At 69.7% G+C, this 15,431-nt stretch carries 16 protein-coding genes and 1 riboswitch; of the genes, 7 read left to right on the top strand and 9 right to left on the bottom strand.

Features of this window, described 5'->3' with window-relative positions; genetic code table 11:
• Positions 1-5 precede the first annotated feature (5 nt).
• The gene (locus ON21_RS40565) at positions 6-719 is read left to right on the top strand and encodes a TetR/AcrR family transcriptional regulator (RefSeq protein WP_051020345.1); all 714 of its coding nucleotides are present in this window, start codon (positions 6-8) and stop codon (positions 717-719) included.
• A gap of 52 nt (positions 720-771) precedes the next feature.
• Positions 772-882: riboswitch (SAM riboswitch) on the top strand.
• 225 nt (positions 883-1,107) lie between these two features.
• A complete protein-coding gene (metX, locus tag ON21_RS04920) occupies positions 1,108-2,265 on the top strand; it encodes a homoserine O-acetyltransferase MetX (RefSeq protein WP_083880396.1) in 1,158 nt (385 codons plus the stop codon).
• Between the two features lie 51 nt (positions 2,266-2,316).
• Here metX and ON21_RS04915 read toward each other — a convergent pair whose 3' ends face one another.
• Positions 2,317-2,694, bottom strand: a complete 378-nt coding sequence (locus tag ON21_RS04915; RefSeq protein ID WP_039795770.1) for a winged helix-turn-helix transcriptional regulator — start codon at positions 2,692-2,694, stop codon at positions 2,317-2,319.
• Between the two features lie 69 nt (positions 2,695-2,763).
• On the opposite strand from ON21_RS04915, the gene ON21_RS04910 reads away from it, so the two are divergent.
• Positions 2,764-3,411, top strand: coding sequence for a nitroreductase family protein (locus ON21_RS04910; protein ID WP_039795768.1), 648 nt, complete (start codon positions 2,764-2,766; stop codon positions 3,409-3,411).
• Positions 3,412-3,449: 38 nt separating this feature from the next.
• Here ON21_RS04910 and ON21_RS04905 read toward each other — a convergent pair whose 3' ends face one another.
• Positions 3,450-3,752 carry a DUF3017 domain-containing protein gene (locus ON21_RS04905; RefSeq protein ID WP_083880402.1) on the bottom strand — a complete coding sequence of 101 codons (303 nt, stop codon included), beginning with the start codon at positions 3,750-3,752 and terminating at the stop codon, positions 3,450-3,452.
• Positions 3,753-3,875: 123 nt separating this feature from the next.
• Between ON21_RS04905 and ON21_RS04900 the strand changes: the two genes are divergently transcribed.
• Both ON21_RS04900 and ON21_RS04895 read left to right on the top strand, forming a co-directional pair.
• Positions 3,876-4,292, top strand: coding sequence for a hypothetical protein (locus ON21_RS04900; protein WP_157170705.1), 417 nt, complete (start codon positions 3,876-3,878; stop codon positions 4,290-4,292).
• Positions 4,293-4,426: 134 nt separating this feature from the next.
• Complete coding sequence (locus ON21_RS04895) at positions 4,427-4,891, top strand: tRNA (cytidine(34)-2'-O)-methyltransferase (protein ID WP_039795764.1); 465 nt, start codon at positions 4,427-4,429, stop codon at positions 4,889-4,891.
• A gap of 11 nt (positions 4,892-4,902) precedes the next feature.
• Here the strand turns inward: ON21_RS04895 and ON21_RS04890 are convergent, their stop codons facing one another.
• From ON21_RS04890 to ON21_RS04875, 4 genes are all read right to left on the bottom strand, one after another.
• Positions 4,903-5,136 carry a DUF167 domain-containing protein gene (locus tag ON21_RS04890; protein WP_039796172.1) on the bottom strand — a complete coding sequence of 78 codons (234 nt, stop codon included), beginning with the start codon at positions 5,134-5,136 and terminating at the stop codon, positions 4,903-4,905.
• Complete coding sequence (locus ON21_RS04885; protein WP_083880395.1) at positions 5,093-6,088, bottom strand: DUF4349 domain-containing protein; 996 nt, start codon at positions 6,086-6,088, stop codon at positions 5,093-5,095. The genes ON21_RS04890 and ON21_RS04885 overlap by 44 nt, the downstream gene beginning before the upstream one ends.
• Positions 6,089-6,176: 88 nt before the next feature.
• Positions 6,177-9,530, bottom strand: a complete 3,354-nt coding sequence (locus ON21_RS04880) for an error-prone DNA polymerase (RefSeq protein WP_039795762.1) — start codon at positions 9,528-9,530, stop codon at positions 6,177-6,179.
• A 54-nt stretch (positions 9,531-9,584) separates the two neighbouring features.
• Entirely contained in the window at positions 9,585-10,040 is a 456-nt protein-coding gene (locus ON21_RS04875) for a hypothetical protein (protein WP_039795760.1), read from the bottom strand.
• 222 nt (positions 10,041-10,262) lie between these two features.
• On the opposite strand from ON21_RS04875, the gene ON21_RS04870 reads away from it, so the two are divergent.
• Positions 10,263-11,228, top strand: a complete 966-nt coding sequence (locus ON21_RS04870; protein WP_039795758.1) for an SDR family NAD(P)-dependent oxidoreductase — start codon at positions 10,263-10,265, stop codon at positions 11,226-11,228.
• Between the two features lie 86 nt (positions 11,229-11,314).
• Here the strand turns inward: ON21_RS04870 and ON21_RS04865 are convergent, their stop codons facing one another.
• Positions 11,315-12,070 carry an alpha/beta fold hydrolase gene (locus tag ON21_RS04865; protein ID WP_051020340.1) on the bottom strand — a complete coding sequence of 252 codons (756 nt, stop codon included), beginning with the start codon at positions 12,068-12,070 and terminating at the stop codon, positions 11,315-11,317.
• 111 nt (positions 12,071-12,181) lie between these two features.
• On the opposite strand from ON21_RS04865, the gene ON21_RS04860 reads away from it, so the two are divergent.
• Positions 12,182-12,880: a class I SAM-dependent DNA methyltransferase gene (locus ON21_RS04860; RefSeq protein ID WP_039795756.1), complete on the top strand. Its 699-nt coding sequence runs from the start codon at positions 12,182-12,184 to the stop codon at positions 12,878-12,880.
• A gap of 4 nt (positions 12,881-12,884) precedes the next feature.
• On the opposite strand, the gene ON21_RS04855 is transcribed toward ON21_RS04860, so the two are convergent.
• On the bottom strand, positions 12,885-14,471 hold the full coding sequence (locus tag ON21_RS04855; protein ID WP_245562467.1) for a DNA polymerase Y family protein: 1,587 nt from the start codon (positions 14,469-14,471) through the stop codon (positions 12,885-12,887).
• 25 nt (positions 14,472-14,496) lie between these two features.
• Positions 14,497-15,183, bottom strand: a complete 687-nt coding sequence (gene imuA', locus ON21_RS04850; protein WP_245562466.1) for a DnaE2-dependent mutagenesis accessory factor ImuA' — start codon at positions 15,181-15,183, stop codon at positions 14,497-14,499.
• Between the last annotated feature and the right edge of the window lie 248 nt (positions 15,184-15,431).

Below are 15,431 nucleotides of genomic sequence, written 5' to 3'. Positions count from 1 at the left end.
GGGGCATGCTCGAGTCATCGGCGCCGACGGGCGCGGGCGCAGCGGCCGACGGCGCCGCCGGCGGCCCGGCGACCCAGGGCCTGCGCGAACGCAAGAAGCAACAGACCAGGCAGCGGATCATCGCCACGGCCCTCGACCTGTGCGATACCCAGGGCTTCGACGCGACCACGATCGAGCAGATCGCCAACGCGGCGGACGTCTCACCGCGCACGATCAACCGCTATTTCGACAGCAAAGAGGACATCATCCTGGGACCGGTCCAGGATTTCGGGCGCACCATCGCCGAGACGCTGCGGGAGCTGCCCCGCACGGGCAACGAACTCGGGGCGCTGCGCGCGGCCTTCCTGCACGTGGTCGATGAAGCCGCCGCGGCGGGCGAGGCCGACCCGCTGTCGTTCCGGCAGTACCAGAAGATGCAGCGGATCCTGCGCAGCAGCCCTTCGGTCAGCGCGCGCAGCACGGAACTGGCCGACGACAAGAACACCGCGATCGCCGAGGTGGTCGCCGAGCGCCTCGGCACCACGCCGGACGCGCGGCCGGTGCGGCTCATCGTCGGCACTTGGCAACTGATCGGCCACATCGGCATGGAGTGTTCCGACGACGTGTTCCTCGACGACGACCTGGCGGTCGCGGCCAGGGCGGGGCGGGCGGCGTTCACCGAGGCCTACGACGAGTTCGTGCGCACCTGCTGCGGGGCGCCGACCACCGCGGACCAGTGAGTTCGATGGAGGATTTCGGGCGCTGACCGCCCGCCGGTTATGATGCCGGACAGGTCATGAGTACCAGCGCCAAGCCCCGGCTCGCTGGTCGGCAACCCTCCAGCCGCGGTGGGGTGCTCCGGGTGATGACCTGGCTCCCGAGGGCCGGGAGCAAGCGCGTAACAGGAGGTCGCCGGCATGTGTTGTTGTTCGTCACCCACACACCGCTAACCCCTGCTGTACCGGCGAATACCTGCTTGGAGCAAACCATGAGTGAATTCACCGCGCCCAGGGCCGAGCGAGGCCCGGCGCAGGCGGCCCCGCACAGCCGCGGTGCCGAGTTCGGGATCGTGCGTTTCCTCTCGGATCCTCCGGCATGCCTACCCGCCGGTTTCACGGCGGCGGCGACATGACAGTGAACACCGAAGCGAGCGCTCGGACCTCCGGCATCGCCCTGCCGCCCCCGGACGGGCAGCTCGGCACCATCGCCATCGGGGACGTGCGAGTCGAGAACGGCGCGGTCATCCCGGACGTCCACCTCGCGGTGCAGCGCTGGGGTGAACTCTCCCCCGAACTGGACAACGTCGTGCTGGTCGAACACGCGCTGACCGGCGACTCGCACGTGGTCGGCAAGCCCGACGACGTGCACCCGCTGCCCGGCTGGTGGGATGGCATGGTCGGGCCGGGTGCGCCGCTGGACACCGACGAATGGTGTGTGATCGCGACGAACGTGCTCGGCGGCTGCATGGGCAGTACCGGGCCGTCCAGTCCCGCTCCGGACGGAAAGCCATGGGGTGCACGTTTTCCCGAGATCTCCATTCGTGATCAGGTGACCGCGGAGGCGGCTCTGTTCGATCTGCTCGGTGTCGAGCGGCTCGCCGCCGTGGTCGGCGGGTCGATGGGCGGCATGCGGGTGCTCGAGTGGATGGTCGGCGCACCGGATCGGGTCGCCGCGGCGCTGGTGCTCGCGGTGGGGGCCCGCGCCACCGCCGATCAGATCGGCACGCAGACCACGCAGATCGCGGCGATCAAGGCCGATCCGGACTGGCAGGGCGGCAATTATCACGGCACCGGCCGCGCTCCGACGACGGGGATGGCCCTGGCCCGGCGGATCGCGCACCTGACCTACCGCACCGAATTCGAGCTGGATCACCGGTTCCAGAACAAGCCGCAGGCCGACGAGGACCCGTGGCACGGCGGCCGCTACGCGGTGCAGAGCTACCTGGACCATCAAGCCGAAAAGCTCTGCGCGCGTTTCGATCCCGCCACCTACGTACTGCTGACCGAGGCGATGAACCGCCACGACGTCGGACGCGGCCGGGGCGGCATCGAGGCGGCGCTCGCGGCGACGCCGGTGCCGTGCGTGGTCGGTGGCGTCGACTCCGACCGGTTGTATCCGCTGCGAACCCAGCAGGAGCTCGCCGATCTGCTGCCCGGCTGCGACGGACTGGAGATCGTGCACTCCCGCGACGGGCACGACGGATTCCTCACCGAGGCGGCGGCGGTGTCGAAACTGCTGACCGAGACCATGCGGCTGGCCCGCGCCGGTGTGCGACCCGAACGCTGAAAGGCCCACTTACCCGGATCGGCTCCGCCGGCGCCGTGCTGCCATCCGCTCTCAGAGCGCCGCGGCTCGCCGCGCCGCTTCGATGCGGTTGATGTTGGCTTCGATCCACTCCCGCAGCGCCGCTATCGGCGTGCGCAGGCTGTGTCCCAGCTCCGTCAGCGTGTAATCCACCCGCGGCGGGATCGTGGGATGCACTGTGCGCGTGACGAATCCGTTGGTCTCGAGCTGCCGCAACGTCTGCGTCAGCATCTTCTGGGAAATGCCGTCGATGCGGTGGCGCAGATCGGTGTAGCGCATCGTGCCGTCGGCGAGCGCGTCGATGATCAGGACCGTCCATTTCCCCGCGATGTGGTCGAGTATCTCCCGCGTAGGGCACTTCGCGGAGTACACGTCGGCGGGCAGGCCGGAGCTTTCGACAAAGGTGGGCACCTTCCAGAGTGTAGCGCACCAATTAGTGCCTTCTTCCCATTGGAGTGTGACTCTCCAATAGTAAGAAATATGGATAAACAGGAACTTTCAGTAGCCGATGCGATCCGTGGACGTCGCACGGTGCGGCACTATCGCCCCGATCCGGTGGCACCCGAGCTGATCGAGGAATTGCTCGAACTCACGATGCAAGCACCGAGCGCGTGGAACATGCAGGACCGGTCGGTTGTGGTCGTGACCAGCGCGGCCGGCCGCGCGGCGCTGTCGGAGGCGGCGTTCGGCCAGCCGCAACCGAAGGAGGCGCCGGTGGTGCTGGTCTTCGTCGCCGACGCCGCCGCCTGGCGGGACCGCAACGCCGACATCGCCGAACTGGCCGGTCGCAACGGCGCGTGGAACAGCGAGTTCACCGCGATGTTCGATACGCGCGCCGAATACCTGGCGCTGGAAGGGCGCGGACTGCTACGCGAGAACGCCGTCAAGAACGCGATGATCGCCGCCACCTACGCGATGCTCGCGGCCACCGGGCTCGGTTTGGCCTCCGCGCCGATGAACGGCTGGGACGCCGAGTTGGTGAAGCAAGCCATCGGCATCGGCGATCGCGCCGATCTCGCCATCGCGGTGCTGGTCACCGTCGGCTACAGCGACACGGTCCCGCCGCACCCGGGGCGTCGTCCGCGCGAGCGAACGGTCTTCGCAGAGCGATACGCCGCTGTTCGCTGACCCGGGGGCGACTCGGTTATCGCCGGGTCGCCCAGCCGTCAGCCGACGCCGAGTGTGTTGATCGTGGCCGCGAGGAACAGAATGCTCGACCCCAGCAGCGTCAGCGCGCCGACATCGAAAGGCTTGCTGCGCACCGCGAGCAGCCCCACCCGCGCGGTCGGCAGGCAGAGCCGGAACGCCGCCGCCAGCAGCGTCGCACCGCCGAAGAAGAACGCCCCGCGCCGCCACCGATCGGACGCCACGAACACCACCGCCACCACGATGACCAGCGTCACGACGACCATCGGCAGATGCGACCGCAAGAACTCGGCCCCCAAACTGCGGCGCCCCGCGAGAGGCATGTCGGCATCGGTCACCCCCCGATTGTTGCAGACTCCCCAACGGTCCGGTGATGACGAGTGGCACATGGCTGCGGCAAAAGGCGAGTCATCTGGGCATGTTCAGGTGGCTGGCATCATTCGATCATGATCTTGCGACGACTTTCCCTTCTCATGCTCGCCGCGCTACCGGCGATGGCATTCGGCGCCACCGCTACCGCGGCACCTCCACTGTCGCCTCCGGTGCTCGAGGAGGTCTTCTCGGTGCCAGGAACCGTGTCGGCGAAATTCCACAACCCCAACGCCGAGGGTGTGTGCTGGGTGTACAACGACGACACCGGGGAGATCTTCGGCGGCAACAACCCCACGTCGTTCGCCATCGCCGACGGCAAGATGGTCCAGACGTCGCTCGGTAACGGCTCCCTGCCCGCCGGACAGATGCGCGTGCGTGGCGCATGCGCCTGGGAACGCCCCACCGGTGATCCCCGCCAGGGCGATACCTCGAGGACGGACGTCGTCACCGTCGACGTGATCGGCAAGCCGAGCACGGGCAGCTTCGGCTGATTCCTGGCCGACCGCGGAGTCCGGGCCCGGTCAGGGCAACTCCTGCTCGATCGGGTCCGGAGTTCTCTCCGCGGGTCCACCAGCCAGGGATCGCCGTTCGCGGGGACTCTCGATCACCTGGTTGACTGACACCCGTGTTCCATCTGATGTTCCACGAGCCGTGCATTCCGCCGAATACCGGCAACGCGATCCGGTTGGTCGCGGGGACCGGGTGTCATCTGCATCTGATCGAGCCGTTGGGGTTCGACCTGTCGGAACCGAAGCTGCGCAGGGCCGGGTTGGACTACCACGATCTGGCATCGGTGACAGTGCACCCGAATCTGGCGGCGGCGTGGGAGGCGTTGCGCCCGGAGCGGGTTTTCGCGTTCACCACGCAGGGCACCACACGGTTCACGGATGTGGCTTATCGCGAGAACGACGTGCTGCTGTTCGGCACCGAGCCCACCGGCCTGCCCGCGGAGGTGCTGGCGGACCCGCGCATCACCGACCGGCTGCGCATCCCGATGCTGCCCGGCCGCCGCTCCATGAATCTCTCCAACGCGGCCGCGGTAACCGTCTACGAGGCATGGCGCCAACTCGGCTTCCCCGGCGGCATTTGATCTCAGGGACGTCAGGAGACGTCGATTTCGAATCGTTTGAACCGAGAGGTCGCGCCCGCGGTCAGCCGGACGGCGGACTTGGGGACTCCGTAATGGCCTGCGAGCAGTTCGATCGCCGCCTTGTTGGCCTTGCCCTCGACGGCGGGAGCCCGCACATACAGTTGCAGGCTGCCGTCGTCGAGGGTCTCCACCAGCGGGCCCTTACGGCTGTTCGGCTTGATCGTCGCCCTTACCACCGTCGGCACTCTTGCCTCCTGCGCTGGTTTCCGCGCCGTCGGAGGCGCTGCTCACCGGCTCCGCGGGAGCCGGTGCCGATTCTCCCGCACCCGGCGTGGGCCCGCGCCGCCGCACCAGGCGCACGATGCCCCACAGCACGGCGGCTACCACCGCCAGGAAGCCGAGCCACGGAATCGCCTTGCCGCTGAACACGATCGCGTCCTGCAACCAGTCGACCAGGGAATTCCAGCCGGAGACGATGCCGTCCCAGAAGTTGTCGGGGTCGTCGCCGGATTTCTTGGGGTCGGTGGTGACGTCGATGGTCAGCGTGGAGAGGGCGACCTGGTCGTCGAGCCTGCGCTTCTGCGCCGTGAGACTGTCCAGTTCGCCTTGGCGGCTGGACAGCGCCTGCTCCGCGGCGAGCAGGTCGGAGGTGGTGGTGGCGCCCGCGATGAGCCCGCGCAGCCGGTCGACCGAGGCTTGCAGCGCCTTGATCCGCGCGTCCAGGTCCTCCCAGTGCATGGTGACGTCGTCGCGGTTGGTGGTGACCCGGGTGATCTGCCCGACCTCGCCGAGGCCCGCGATGAACGCGTCGGTCTTGTCCGCGGGCAGCCGGACGACGAGCGTGGCGCTGGGCTCGGTGTCGTCGGTGCCTGGCTGCTCGGTGCGGCTGTCGACCCGGCCGCCTGCGACGCGCACCTGGTCGATGATGGCGCCCGCCACGGCGACCGGCGCGTCCGCGGTGATCTCGACGCTGCCGGTGACCACCTCCTTGCGCGTGGTCGTCGGTTCGGCGCCGGAGTTGTCCTCCTGCTTCGGCGGCGCCTGCTCGTGTAGCCCCGGCGGCACGAGCGCGGGGGCGGCGGGCCCGGTGACCACCGACGACGTCCGATCCCGAGCGGGTGCCGCGTTGTCGTCACCGCAGCCGGTGAGCAAGATCAACCCCAGCGCGGCGGCACACAGCACAGCAAGCTTCCTCATGCCAGGCACAGTAGCCTTTCCCGCCGCGCGGAAAGCCCCGCACAACAGTTCTCTAGAACCCTTCTAACACTTCCTTAAAGCAACCGGCTCAACGGAAGTCGCGCGACTTGGACGCCATCCGCAGATCCATTCGTTGCAGATGTTCGGCGACCACGCTGACCACGCCCTCGGCATTCTGCACCCGGCCGCGGATGAGCAGCGCGGCGGCGCCTTGGGCCTGCCGCCGGTAACGCCGCCACAGCCCCAGCGAACAGACGATGTTCACCATCCCGGTCTCGTCTTCCAGATTGAGGAAGGTGATGCCCTCCGCGGTCGCCGGACGCTGCCGGTGGGTCACCGCGCCGCCCACCAGGACCCGCGAGCCGTCGGACACGGTGAGCAGGTCGCAGGCGGGTATGACGCCGAGGGCGTCCAGGTGCGGGCGCAGGAACTGCGTCGGATAGCTGCCCGGCGAGACGCCAGTGGCCCAGACGTCGGCGGCGGCCGTCTCCAGATCGCTCATCCCGGGCAGGACGGGTGCGGTGGTGGCCGCGCCGGTGCCGGGCAACCGGTCCTGGCGCTCGCCCGCGGCGGCGCCCGCCGCCCAGAGCGCTGCGCGCCGGGTGATGCCGAGGCTGCCGAGCGCGCCCGCCGTGGCGAGTGATTCCGCCTGCGCGACGGTGAGTTCCACTCTGCCGGTCAGGTCGAGGAAGGACGTGTAGGGCCGCTCGCCCCTGGCGGCGACGATGCGTTCGGCGAGGTCGTCGCCGATCTGGCGGATCGTGGCCAGTCCCAGCCGCACCTCGGTCCCCCGGGCCTCGAGGGTGGGCTCGGCGCGACTGGCGTTGATATCGGGACCGTGCACTGTGACCCCGTGCCTGCGCGCGTCGGCGACCAGCGACTGCGGCGAGTAGAACCCCATCGGCTGCGCGCGCAGCAGGCCGGCGCAAAAGGCGGCGGGATGATGCAGTTTGAACCAGGCCGAGTAGTACACGATCGAGGCGAAGCTCTGTGAATGACTCTCCGGGAAACCGAAATTCGCGAAGGCGTAAAGCTTCTCGTAGATGCGGTCGGCGACCTCGCCGGTGATGCCGTGCCGCTCCCGCATGCCCTGATAGAGCCGCGCTTTGAGGCGCTCCATGCGCTCCGGTGACCGCTTGGAGCCCATGGCGCGGCGCAGTTGATCGGCCTCGACGGCGGTGAATCCGGCGACGTCGACGGCCATCTGCATGAGCTGCTCTTGGAACAGCGGCACACCGAGCGTGCGTTCCAGTGAATTCTTCAGCGCCGGATGGTCGTAGACGACGTCCTCGGCTCCGTTGCGCCTGCGGATGTAGGGATGCACCGAACCGCCCTGGATCGGGCCGGGACGGATCAGCGCCACCTCGACCACCAGGTCGTAGAAGCTGCGCGGTCGCAGCCGGGGCAGGGTGGCCATCTGCGCACGCGACTCCACCTGGAAGACGCCGACCGAGTCGGCGCGCGAAAGCATCTCGTAGACCTCGGGTTCGGCCAGATCGAGCGCGTGCAACTCGACGGTCTCGCCCTTGTGCTCGCGCACCAGATCGATCATGTAGTGCAGTGCGGAGAGCATGCCGAGGCCGAGCATGTCGAACTTCACCAGATCGATGGCCGCGCAATCGTCCTTGTCCCACTGCAAGACGCTGCGGCCCGACATGCGCGCCCATTCCACCGGGCAGACGTCGGCGATCGGCCGGTCGCAGATCACCATGCCGCCGGAGTGGATGCCGAGATGCCGCGGCAGGCCCTCGATGTCGGCGGCCAGTTCCAGCACCTCGGCGGGGATGTCGGTGTTCGTCTCGGCGCCCACACCGGTCCAGCGGCTCACCTGCTTGCTCCACGCGTCCTGCTGGCCGGGTGAGAAGCCGAGCGCCCGTGCGGCATCGCGCACCGCGGACTTGCCGCGATAGGTGATCACGTTGGCCACCTGCGCGGCGTACTCGCGGCCGTACTTGCGGTAGACGTGCTGGATCGCCTCTTCCCTGCGGTCGGACTCGATGTCGACATCGATGTCCGGCGGACCGTCGCGTTCCGGGGAGAGGAAACGTTCGAACAGCAAGTGGTTGCGCACCGGGTCGACATTGGTGATGCCGATCGCGTAGCAGACCGCGGAGTTGGCCGCCGAACCGCGGCCCTGGCAGAGGATGTCGTTGTCCTTGCAGAAGCTGACGATGTCGTGCACCACCAGGAAGTAGCCGGGGAATTCCAGGGCGTTGATCACCGCGAGCTCGTGCTCGATCTGCCGGTACGCCTCCGGGTTCTCCTGGGGAGTCCCGTAGCGCGCCGCGGCGCCCGTCATGGCGAGTTCGCGCAGCCAGGACTGTTCGTCGTGTCCGGCGGGCACGTCGAAGGGCGGCAGGTTCGGGGCGATCAGCTGCAGGTCGAAGGCGCATTCGCGGGCCAGGGCCGCCGCGTTCGCCACCGCCTGCGGGCAGTCGGCGAACAACCGCGCCATCTCCGCCCCTGACCGCAGGTGCGCCCCACCGGCGGGGGCCAGCCAGCCCGCTATCTCGTCCAGGCTCTGCCTGGCCCGGATCGCCGCGAGCGCCATGGCTCGGCGACGGTGGCTCGGTGCGGCGAAGTGCGCTCCGGTGGTGGCGAGCACGGGCAGGCCGAGACGATCGGCCAAGGCGATGAGATGCGCGTTGCGCTCGTCGTCCTCCGGGATGCCGTGCTGGGTGAGTTCCACGCTCACCCGGTCGGCGCCGAAGCGGTCGGCGAGCTCCCGCAGCGCGGCTTCCGCGCGTTCGAGCCGGGTGTTGCCCGCGTGCAAGTCGAGTTCGAGCGCTTGGCGCAGGTGCCCCTTCCGGCATCCGGTCAGGATGTGCCAGTGCCCCTCGGCCGCCGCGGTGAGCGTGTCGAGGTCGTAACGCAGGATGCCTTTCTCTCCCGCGGCCATGTGCGCGGCGGCGATCTCGCGGGAAAGCCTGCGGTAGCCCTCCTGGCCGCGGGCCAGCACCAGCAGGTGCGGCCCGGCCGGATCCGGCGCGCCGGTGCGCGGCGCCGAGTCGGGGGCGGCGGCGTGCCCGCGCACGGTGCCGGGCACGGGCGGTTCGAGTGCCGTGCCGAGCGATAGTTCGGCTCCGAAGACGGTGGGCATGCCCCATTCCTTGGCCGCCTCGGCGAAGCGGACGGTGCCGTAGAAGCCGTCGTGGTCGGTGAGCGCGATCGCGGTCAGGCCGAGCCGCACCGCCTCCTCCACCAGTTCCTCCGGATGGCTCGCACCGTCCAGGAAGCTGTAGGCCGAGTGCGCGTGCAACTCCGCGTATGGGACCGCCGGTTCATCGACAGGGCGCACCGGCTCCGGGCGGTACTCGCCGCGCTTACGCGACCACGCCGGGCTGTCGCCGCCGTCACCCGGATACCGCCCATCGGGATGCGCCCGCCCGGACAGCACCCGCTCCATCTCCGCCCAGCTCGGCGGACCGTTGCCCCAGCCCACGACTCACCTCCTCGCCTCGAACATACATTCGAAGCCTGGCGATGTACAGGCAGGTCAGGATGCCCGGAGCCGTTCGACGGAACCGGCGGCCAGAGCGGCCTCGACACCCCGCAGGCGAGTCCGGATGAGCGCGCCGTAGGCATCGGAGGCGAGGACGTCGAGATGCCCGCGAGCGATTGCCAACTGCATCCTGGCGACTTCGAACTCGCCGACCCGGCGATGACTGTCGGCCAGATTCAGATAGAGCGACGGCAAGAAGCCGCGCAGACCTTCGTCCAGCGGCACGCCGGGCCCGAACACCGCGGCCAGCGCGCGCTGATCCCAGCGCAGCGCCTCGGCGGGCTCCTCTTGGAGATCGGCGAGATGATGCGCGACCACGCAGCGCTGCAACGCTCCGCCGTGTTCACCGAGTTCGTCCCAGAGCTTTTCCAACGCCCGTCGCCCCGCCGCGGGGTCGACGCCACCGAGCCGCACCGCGGCAAACACCTCCGCCATCCGATCGTCCGACATGCGCTGAGTATCGCACATATGTTCGAACGTTTCGAGAGTTGTTCGATGCGTTTCGCACACCCGCAAATCCGCAGGCCGCGTGCGGTTCTCGAACCCGTCCGCCACGTCGGCGCGACACGCCGCGACAGCCGGGGCGGCCGATCCCGGACGCGATCGAGAGCACTTGGCAGAGAACTTACTTTGAAGTAAGTTCGTGGCTACCAGACCTGCAAAGGAGCAGCGATGACCGACGCATCCGCTGAGCCCGCCCCGCGCCGGCGCCACAACCGCGACCTCACCGGGCGGCACGTCCTCATCACCGGAGCGTCCTCCGGAATCGGCCGGGCGGCCGCGCTCGCGGTCGCGGGCAAGGGCGCCACCGTGTTCCTGCTCGCGCGCCGGGGTGAGGAACTCGCCGCGGTCGTCGACGAGATCAGGGCCGCGGGCGGCTCGGCCTACGGATATTCCTGCGACGTCACCGATTCCGATTCCGTCGACCACGTGGTGAAGACCGTGCTGGACGAACACGGTCACGTGGACATGCTGGTGAACAACGCGGGCCGCTCCATCCGCCGCGCCATCCACCGCTCCACCGACCGGCTGCACGACTTCGAACGCACCATGGCCGTCAACTACTTCGGCGCCCTGCGGCTGACGCTGTCGCTGCTGCCGCAGATGCGCGAACGCAAGTTCGGGCACATCGTCAACATCAGCAGCGCGGGCGTACAGATGGCCACGCCACGATTCTCGGCATATCTGGCCAGCAAGGCGGCGCTGGACAAGTTCACCGAGGTGGCGGCCGTCGAGACGATGGCGGACGGCGTCACGTTCACCACCATCCACATGCCGCTGGTGCGCACGCCGATGATCGCCCCGAGCGGCGACCAGGGCCCCGCAGAGTCGCCCGAGTGGGCGGCCGCCACCATCGTGCGCGCGCTGATCGAACGGCCCAAGCGCATCGACGTGCCGCTGGGCACCATCGCCGAATACGGCGCGCTGCTCACCCCGAAGATCCGCGACCGCGTCCTACACCGCTACTACCGCGCCATACCTGATTCCCCAGCGGCCAAAGGCGAGCAGACCACCCCCGGCGAATCGGCCGAACCCGCCACCGCGCTCCCCGAGCCCCGAACCCGATCGACCGCGCGCCGCGTCACGGGCACGGCCTTGCGGCGCGCCGCCCGCTGGGTACCCGGTACCCATTGGTGAACCTCCCCGCGGGGACACTCCGCGAGTGGCGGGAAGATCTCCGGACGCCACCGCGTGGGCGCCGCCCACGGTTGCGGACAGAGGCGTCAGCCCGCGAGGAACGGCCGCACAGCCGCGGCGAACTCGTGGTAGCGGTCGCGGTGGATGCTGTGACCACAGGTGAAGCTGGTCACCGTGCAGTCGGCGAGGCTGTCCCGCAGGATGGCGAGTTTCTCGGGATCGACCATGCCGCCCGGTCCGCCGCACAACACCAGAGTGGGCGCGGTGATGTCGGAGAGGCGGTCCCACCACTCCGGGTTCGGCTTGCGGAACTGCTCGAGCGCGGTCTTCGTCATGGAGCGGTCGAACGCGAGCACCGCGCCCGGGTGCCGGACCAGGCTGGAGGTGGCGTGCCACAGTTCGGGCACGGTGGGCAGCCTGCGAGCCAGGCGCACTTCCTCGGCGCCGGACCGCAGCGGAAGCGGGCACTCCTCGATGACCAGCCTGCGCGCCAGTTCCGGCCGCTCCTGCGCGACGCGCGACACCGCGTAACCGCCGAGCGAATGCCCGACCAGATCCACCGCGGGCAGCTCCAAGTGGTCGCACAGGCGCAGCAGATCGTCGCCGAACTCGTCGAAAAGATAGGAATCGGTATGTGAGCTACGGCCGTGTCCGCGGAGATCGGGGATGATCACGCGGCGTCCGGATCGCACGAGAACACGCGCGAACCGGTCCCACGTGTGCCCGTCGCCGCCCATGCCGTGCACGAGCAGCACGGGGATGTCGCTGACCGCGCCCACCCCCGAATCCCGATAGGCGATTCGCACGTCTCCGAATGTCACCTGGCCCAGCGTCAGATCCACGACCAACGAGGATACCGGCAGTCATGCCCCGGCCCCGCGTGGTGTAGCGCTGATCACCCAACGCGCGATAATTGCCTGGCGCGTGGGCGGACTCGGAGCGATACTCGCCGCATGCCCTCCTTCGCCGATTTCGATCGCCGCGACTATCGCACCGTCGACGTGGCCACGGGGTACGACGGTTGGGCCCCCACCTACGAGCAAACCGTCCTGGACGAAATGGATCTCGCACTGCTCGGGCGATTGCGGTCGGACCTCGGCGGAGTGCGGCGCGCGGCCGACCTCGGCTGCGGCACCGGGCGAACCGGAGCTTGGTTGCGCGACCGTGGAATACCGCACATCGACGGCGTCGACGTGAGCCAGGGGATGCTGGCGCTGGCCGCCGAACGCGGCGCCCACACCACGCTGACCCGAGCGGATGTGCGGGCCACCGGCCTCCCGGACGGCGCCTACGACTTGGTGATCGCCTCGTTGATCGATGAGCACCTACCGGAGTTGGCGCCGTTCTACGCGGAGGCCTGGCGGCTGGCCGCGCCGGGCGCGCGCTGCGTACTGGTCAGCTACCACCCGCAATTCATCATGGTGTCCGGAATGCCGACGCACTACACCGACCCGTCCGGCGAACCGGTGGCGATCAGCACCCACCTGCACTTGATCAGCGAGCACCTGTCGGCCGGTCTGGCCGCGGGCTGGGTCCTCACCGAAGTGGCCGAGGCACTGGTCGACGACGCGTGGCTGGCCCGCAAACCGAAATGGTCCGCCCTGCGCGGACATCCGTTCACGCTGGCGACCGTGTGGTCGCGCCCGGAATGAGGGCCTAGCCGTAAATCCCTTCGGCGCGCCAGGTTTCGTCGTGATAGACCAGCAGCAGCACGCGGCTGGCTGCGGGGGCGTCGTCGAGTTGGACCTGTGCGCGTGCGGTGAATTCCGCATCGTCCGAATCGGGGGCCCACCAGCGTTCGTCCACCGGCCACGGGCCCGCCCAGCCGGTGAGCCGCCACTGTTTGCTCCCCCAGCGCAGCAGCGCGGGATCGGCGTCGAACAAGGCGCGGTCGGTGACCTTGACGAGCGCGCCGTCGGCGGCTTCCAATCGCACCAGCGGACGGTTCAGCAGAATCACGGCGGGGGCGGGCTCGGGCAGCCGGCCCGGCCATGGCTGCGCGGGGTCGGCCGCGGGGACGAGTTCGTCACCCAACGCGACCATGGTGATTCGTTCGGCGGGTCCACGTCCGCCGCTCAGCACGCCGACCCGTACGGCTTCCCCGCCGAGCAGCCCCTGCACCCGGATCAGCGCACGGCGGGCACGCTCGTCCTCCTCCCCGTCCCCGCCCCACAAGCCGAGTTGCAGCGCGCCCGCGGTGACCACCTCGACCGGTTCCAGCCGCAGCACGGTGATCGGCGCGGTGGGCCGCGCGCCGTCACGCCGAGTGAGCCAGCCGTCCAGCTGCCAGCGCACCCGATCCGCCGTGCCCTCCGGCGTGAGCGGCTCGGCACAGCGCCAGATCCGCGAAAGATGCTCCCCCGCCGCGGTTTCCGCATGCACCGAAAGTCTGGTGCAGGCCAGCCCGGCATCGGCGAGCGCGCTGTGCAGCCGGATGGCGAGCAGGCGACCGGCGAAGGCCGCCGCATCGACTCGCTCGATCGGCGGATCACAGCGGTATTCCACCACCAGATCCGGCGGTGGCTGCCGCGCCGAGGGCGGACGCTCCGGTTCGGCTCTGGCACAGCGATGCGCGAGCACGGCGTCGGCGCCGAACCGGGAGCCGACCTCCGCCGCGGAGAGCGCGGCGAAATCGCCGATCCTGCGTAGACCCAAGCGGTGCAGCAGATCGACCAGATCGGCGCGTTCCGGGGCGGCCAGGCTCGGTTCGACCGCGAGCTCCCCGACCGGCAGCGGTGCGAGGAACCGCGCTCCCGCCCCCGCGGACACGATCGCGGCGCGCCGGGCGGCGATCACCGCCGTGGACAGCTCGTCGGCGATCCCGATCTGCGCTTCCGCCCCGGCCGCGGCCACCGCGTCGACCAAGCGCTCGGCCGCCGCCTCCTCGGACCCGAAGAACCGCGCCGCGCCGCGCGCACCGAGCACGAGCAGCCCGGGTCGCAGCACCTCCACCCCCGGCACCGTCGCGGCCACCGCGGCGATCAGCGGTTCGAACAGTCGCGCGTCCCGATCCCGATCCTGTTGCGCGAGGTACAGCTCGGGGCAGCGCGCCTGCGCCTCCCTGCGCTTCAGGCCGCGGCGGACCCCTTCGGCTCGCGCGATCGCCGAACAAGCCACCACCCGGTTGGCGAACAGCACCGCCACCGGCCGCGTCGCGGGCAGTCCCGCCACCGCCGCCGCGGCGACCGCGGGCCAGTCCGGGCACCACAGGGCGAGCACCCGCTTCGATCCCGGCCGGATCACGGCGCCGCCCTGCGGGCCGCCGCCCTCACGACACCGCCTCCTGGGTGTCGACGGCTTCGACAGGCAGAGCTGCTTTTTCGCGCAGTACCCATTCCACGCGCCCCGCATTCGGGCACAGATCCAACCGCCCGCGCCGTGGCGGTCCCGCCTTGCCGCGCACTTCGACCGTCAAACCGAGCGAACGCAAGCGTCCGCGCCCGCGGCCGAGACCGGCATACCCCGCGATGCGGGCATCGAGCTGAAGGGACGCACCGGGCCAGCGACCGTCGGCGACCACCAGGGTGGCGCCCTTGTTGCGGGCGCGGGCCGCGATCACCCGGCTGCGAGCGGGCGCGACGGCGGCGCCCCCGAGTCCGAGCACGACCAGATCGAGCCCGTCGAGCAGGACCGCGGCCACCTCAACCGGGTCGGGGCCGGGATCGGCGATCACGGCCAGCCGCCGCAACTGCGCCCCCATCTCCACCGCGGCGAGCAGACCGAGCCGGGGCATGCCCACCACCGCGGCGTGCCCGCCATCCTCGGTCACCGCGGCGAGCAGGCCGGCCAGCAGGGAACTCGCTCCCGTGTAGGCCACCACGGACCCCTTGACCAAGCCACCATCCGGCAACAGCGGCGCGAGAGCCGAGGGCACCGGCAGCGCCGCTCGACGCGCTCCGTCCCCGAGCGGAGCCCGATGCGCTGTCGATTCACCGCGCCCCGGCACCGCTGCCATGCGTCTACGCAGTTCAGCCAGGGAGGGCGCATTTTCCCGCCCACCACCGCGCGACAGCGCGCCCCGATTCACCCCTCCCTGCGATATCGCATCCGAACCCATCTCAACCACCTACTTCCCGCGATGGACCCGAGGCGAAGCATGCGGAGCGACCCTCTATTCGAGGGTCAGCACCGATTCAGCTATCGATTCGTATCGAATATACGTTCGATACCGAGACAGTAGAAACCGACCCCCGGGTTTCCGTC

The organism is Nocardia araoensis NBRC 100135, assembly GCF_000308435.1.
In the GTDB taxonomy this organism is placed as follows: Bacteria; Actinomycetota; Actinomycetes; order Mycobacteriales; family Mycobacteriaceae; genus Nocardia; species Nocardia araoensis.
Note: the sequence above shows the minus strand (reverse complement) of the source record. Positions and strands in the feature narration are given on the sequence as shown.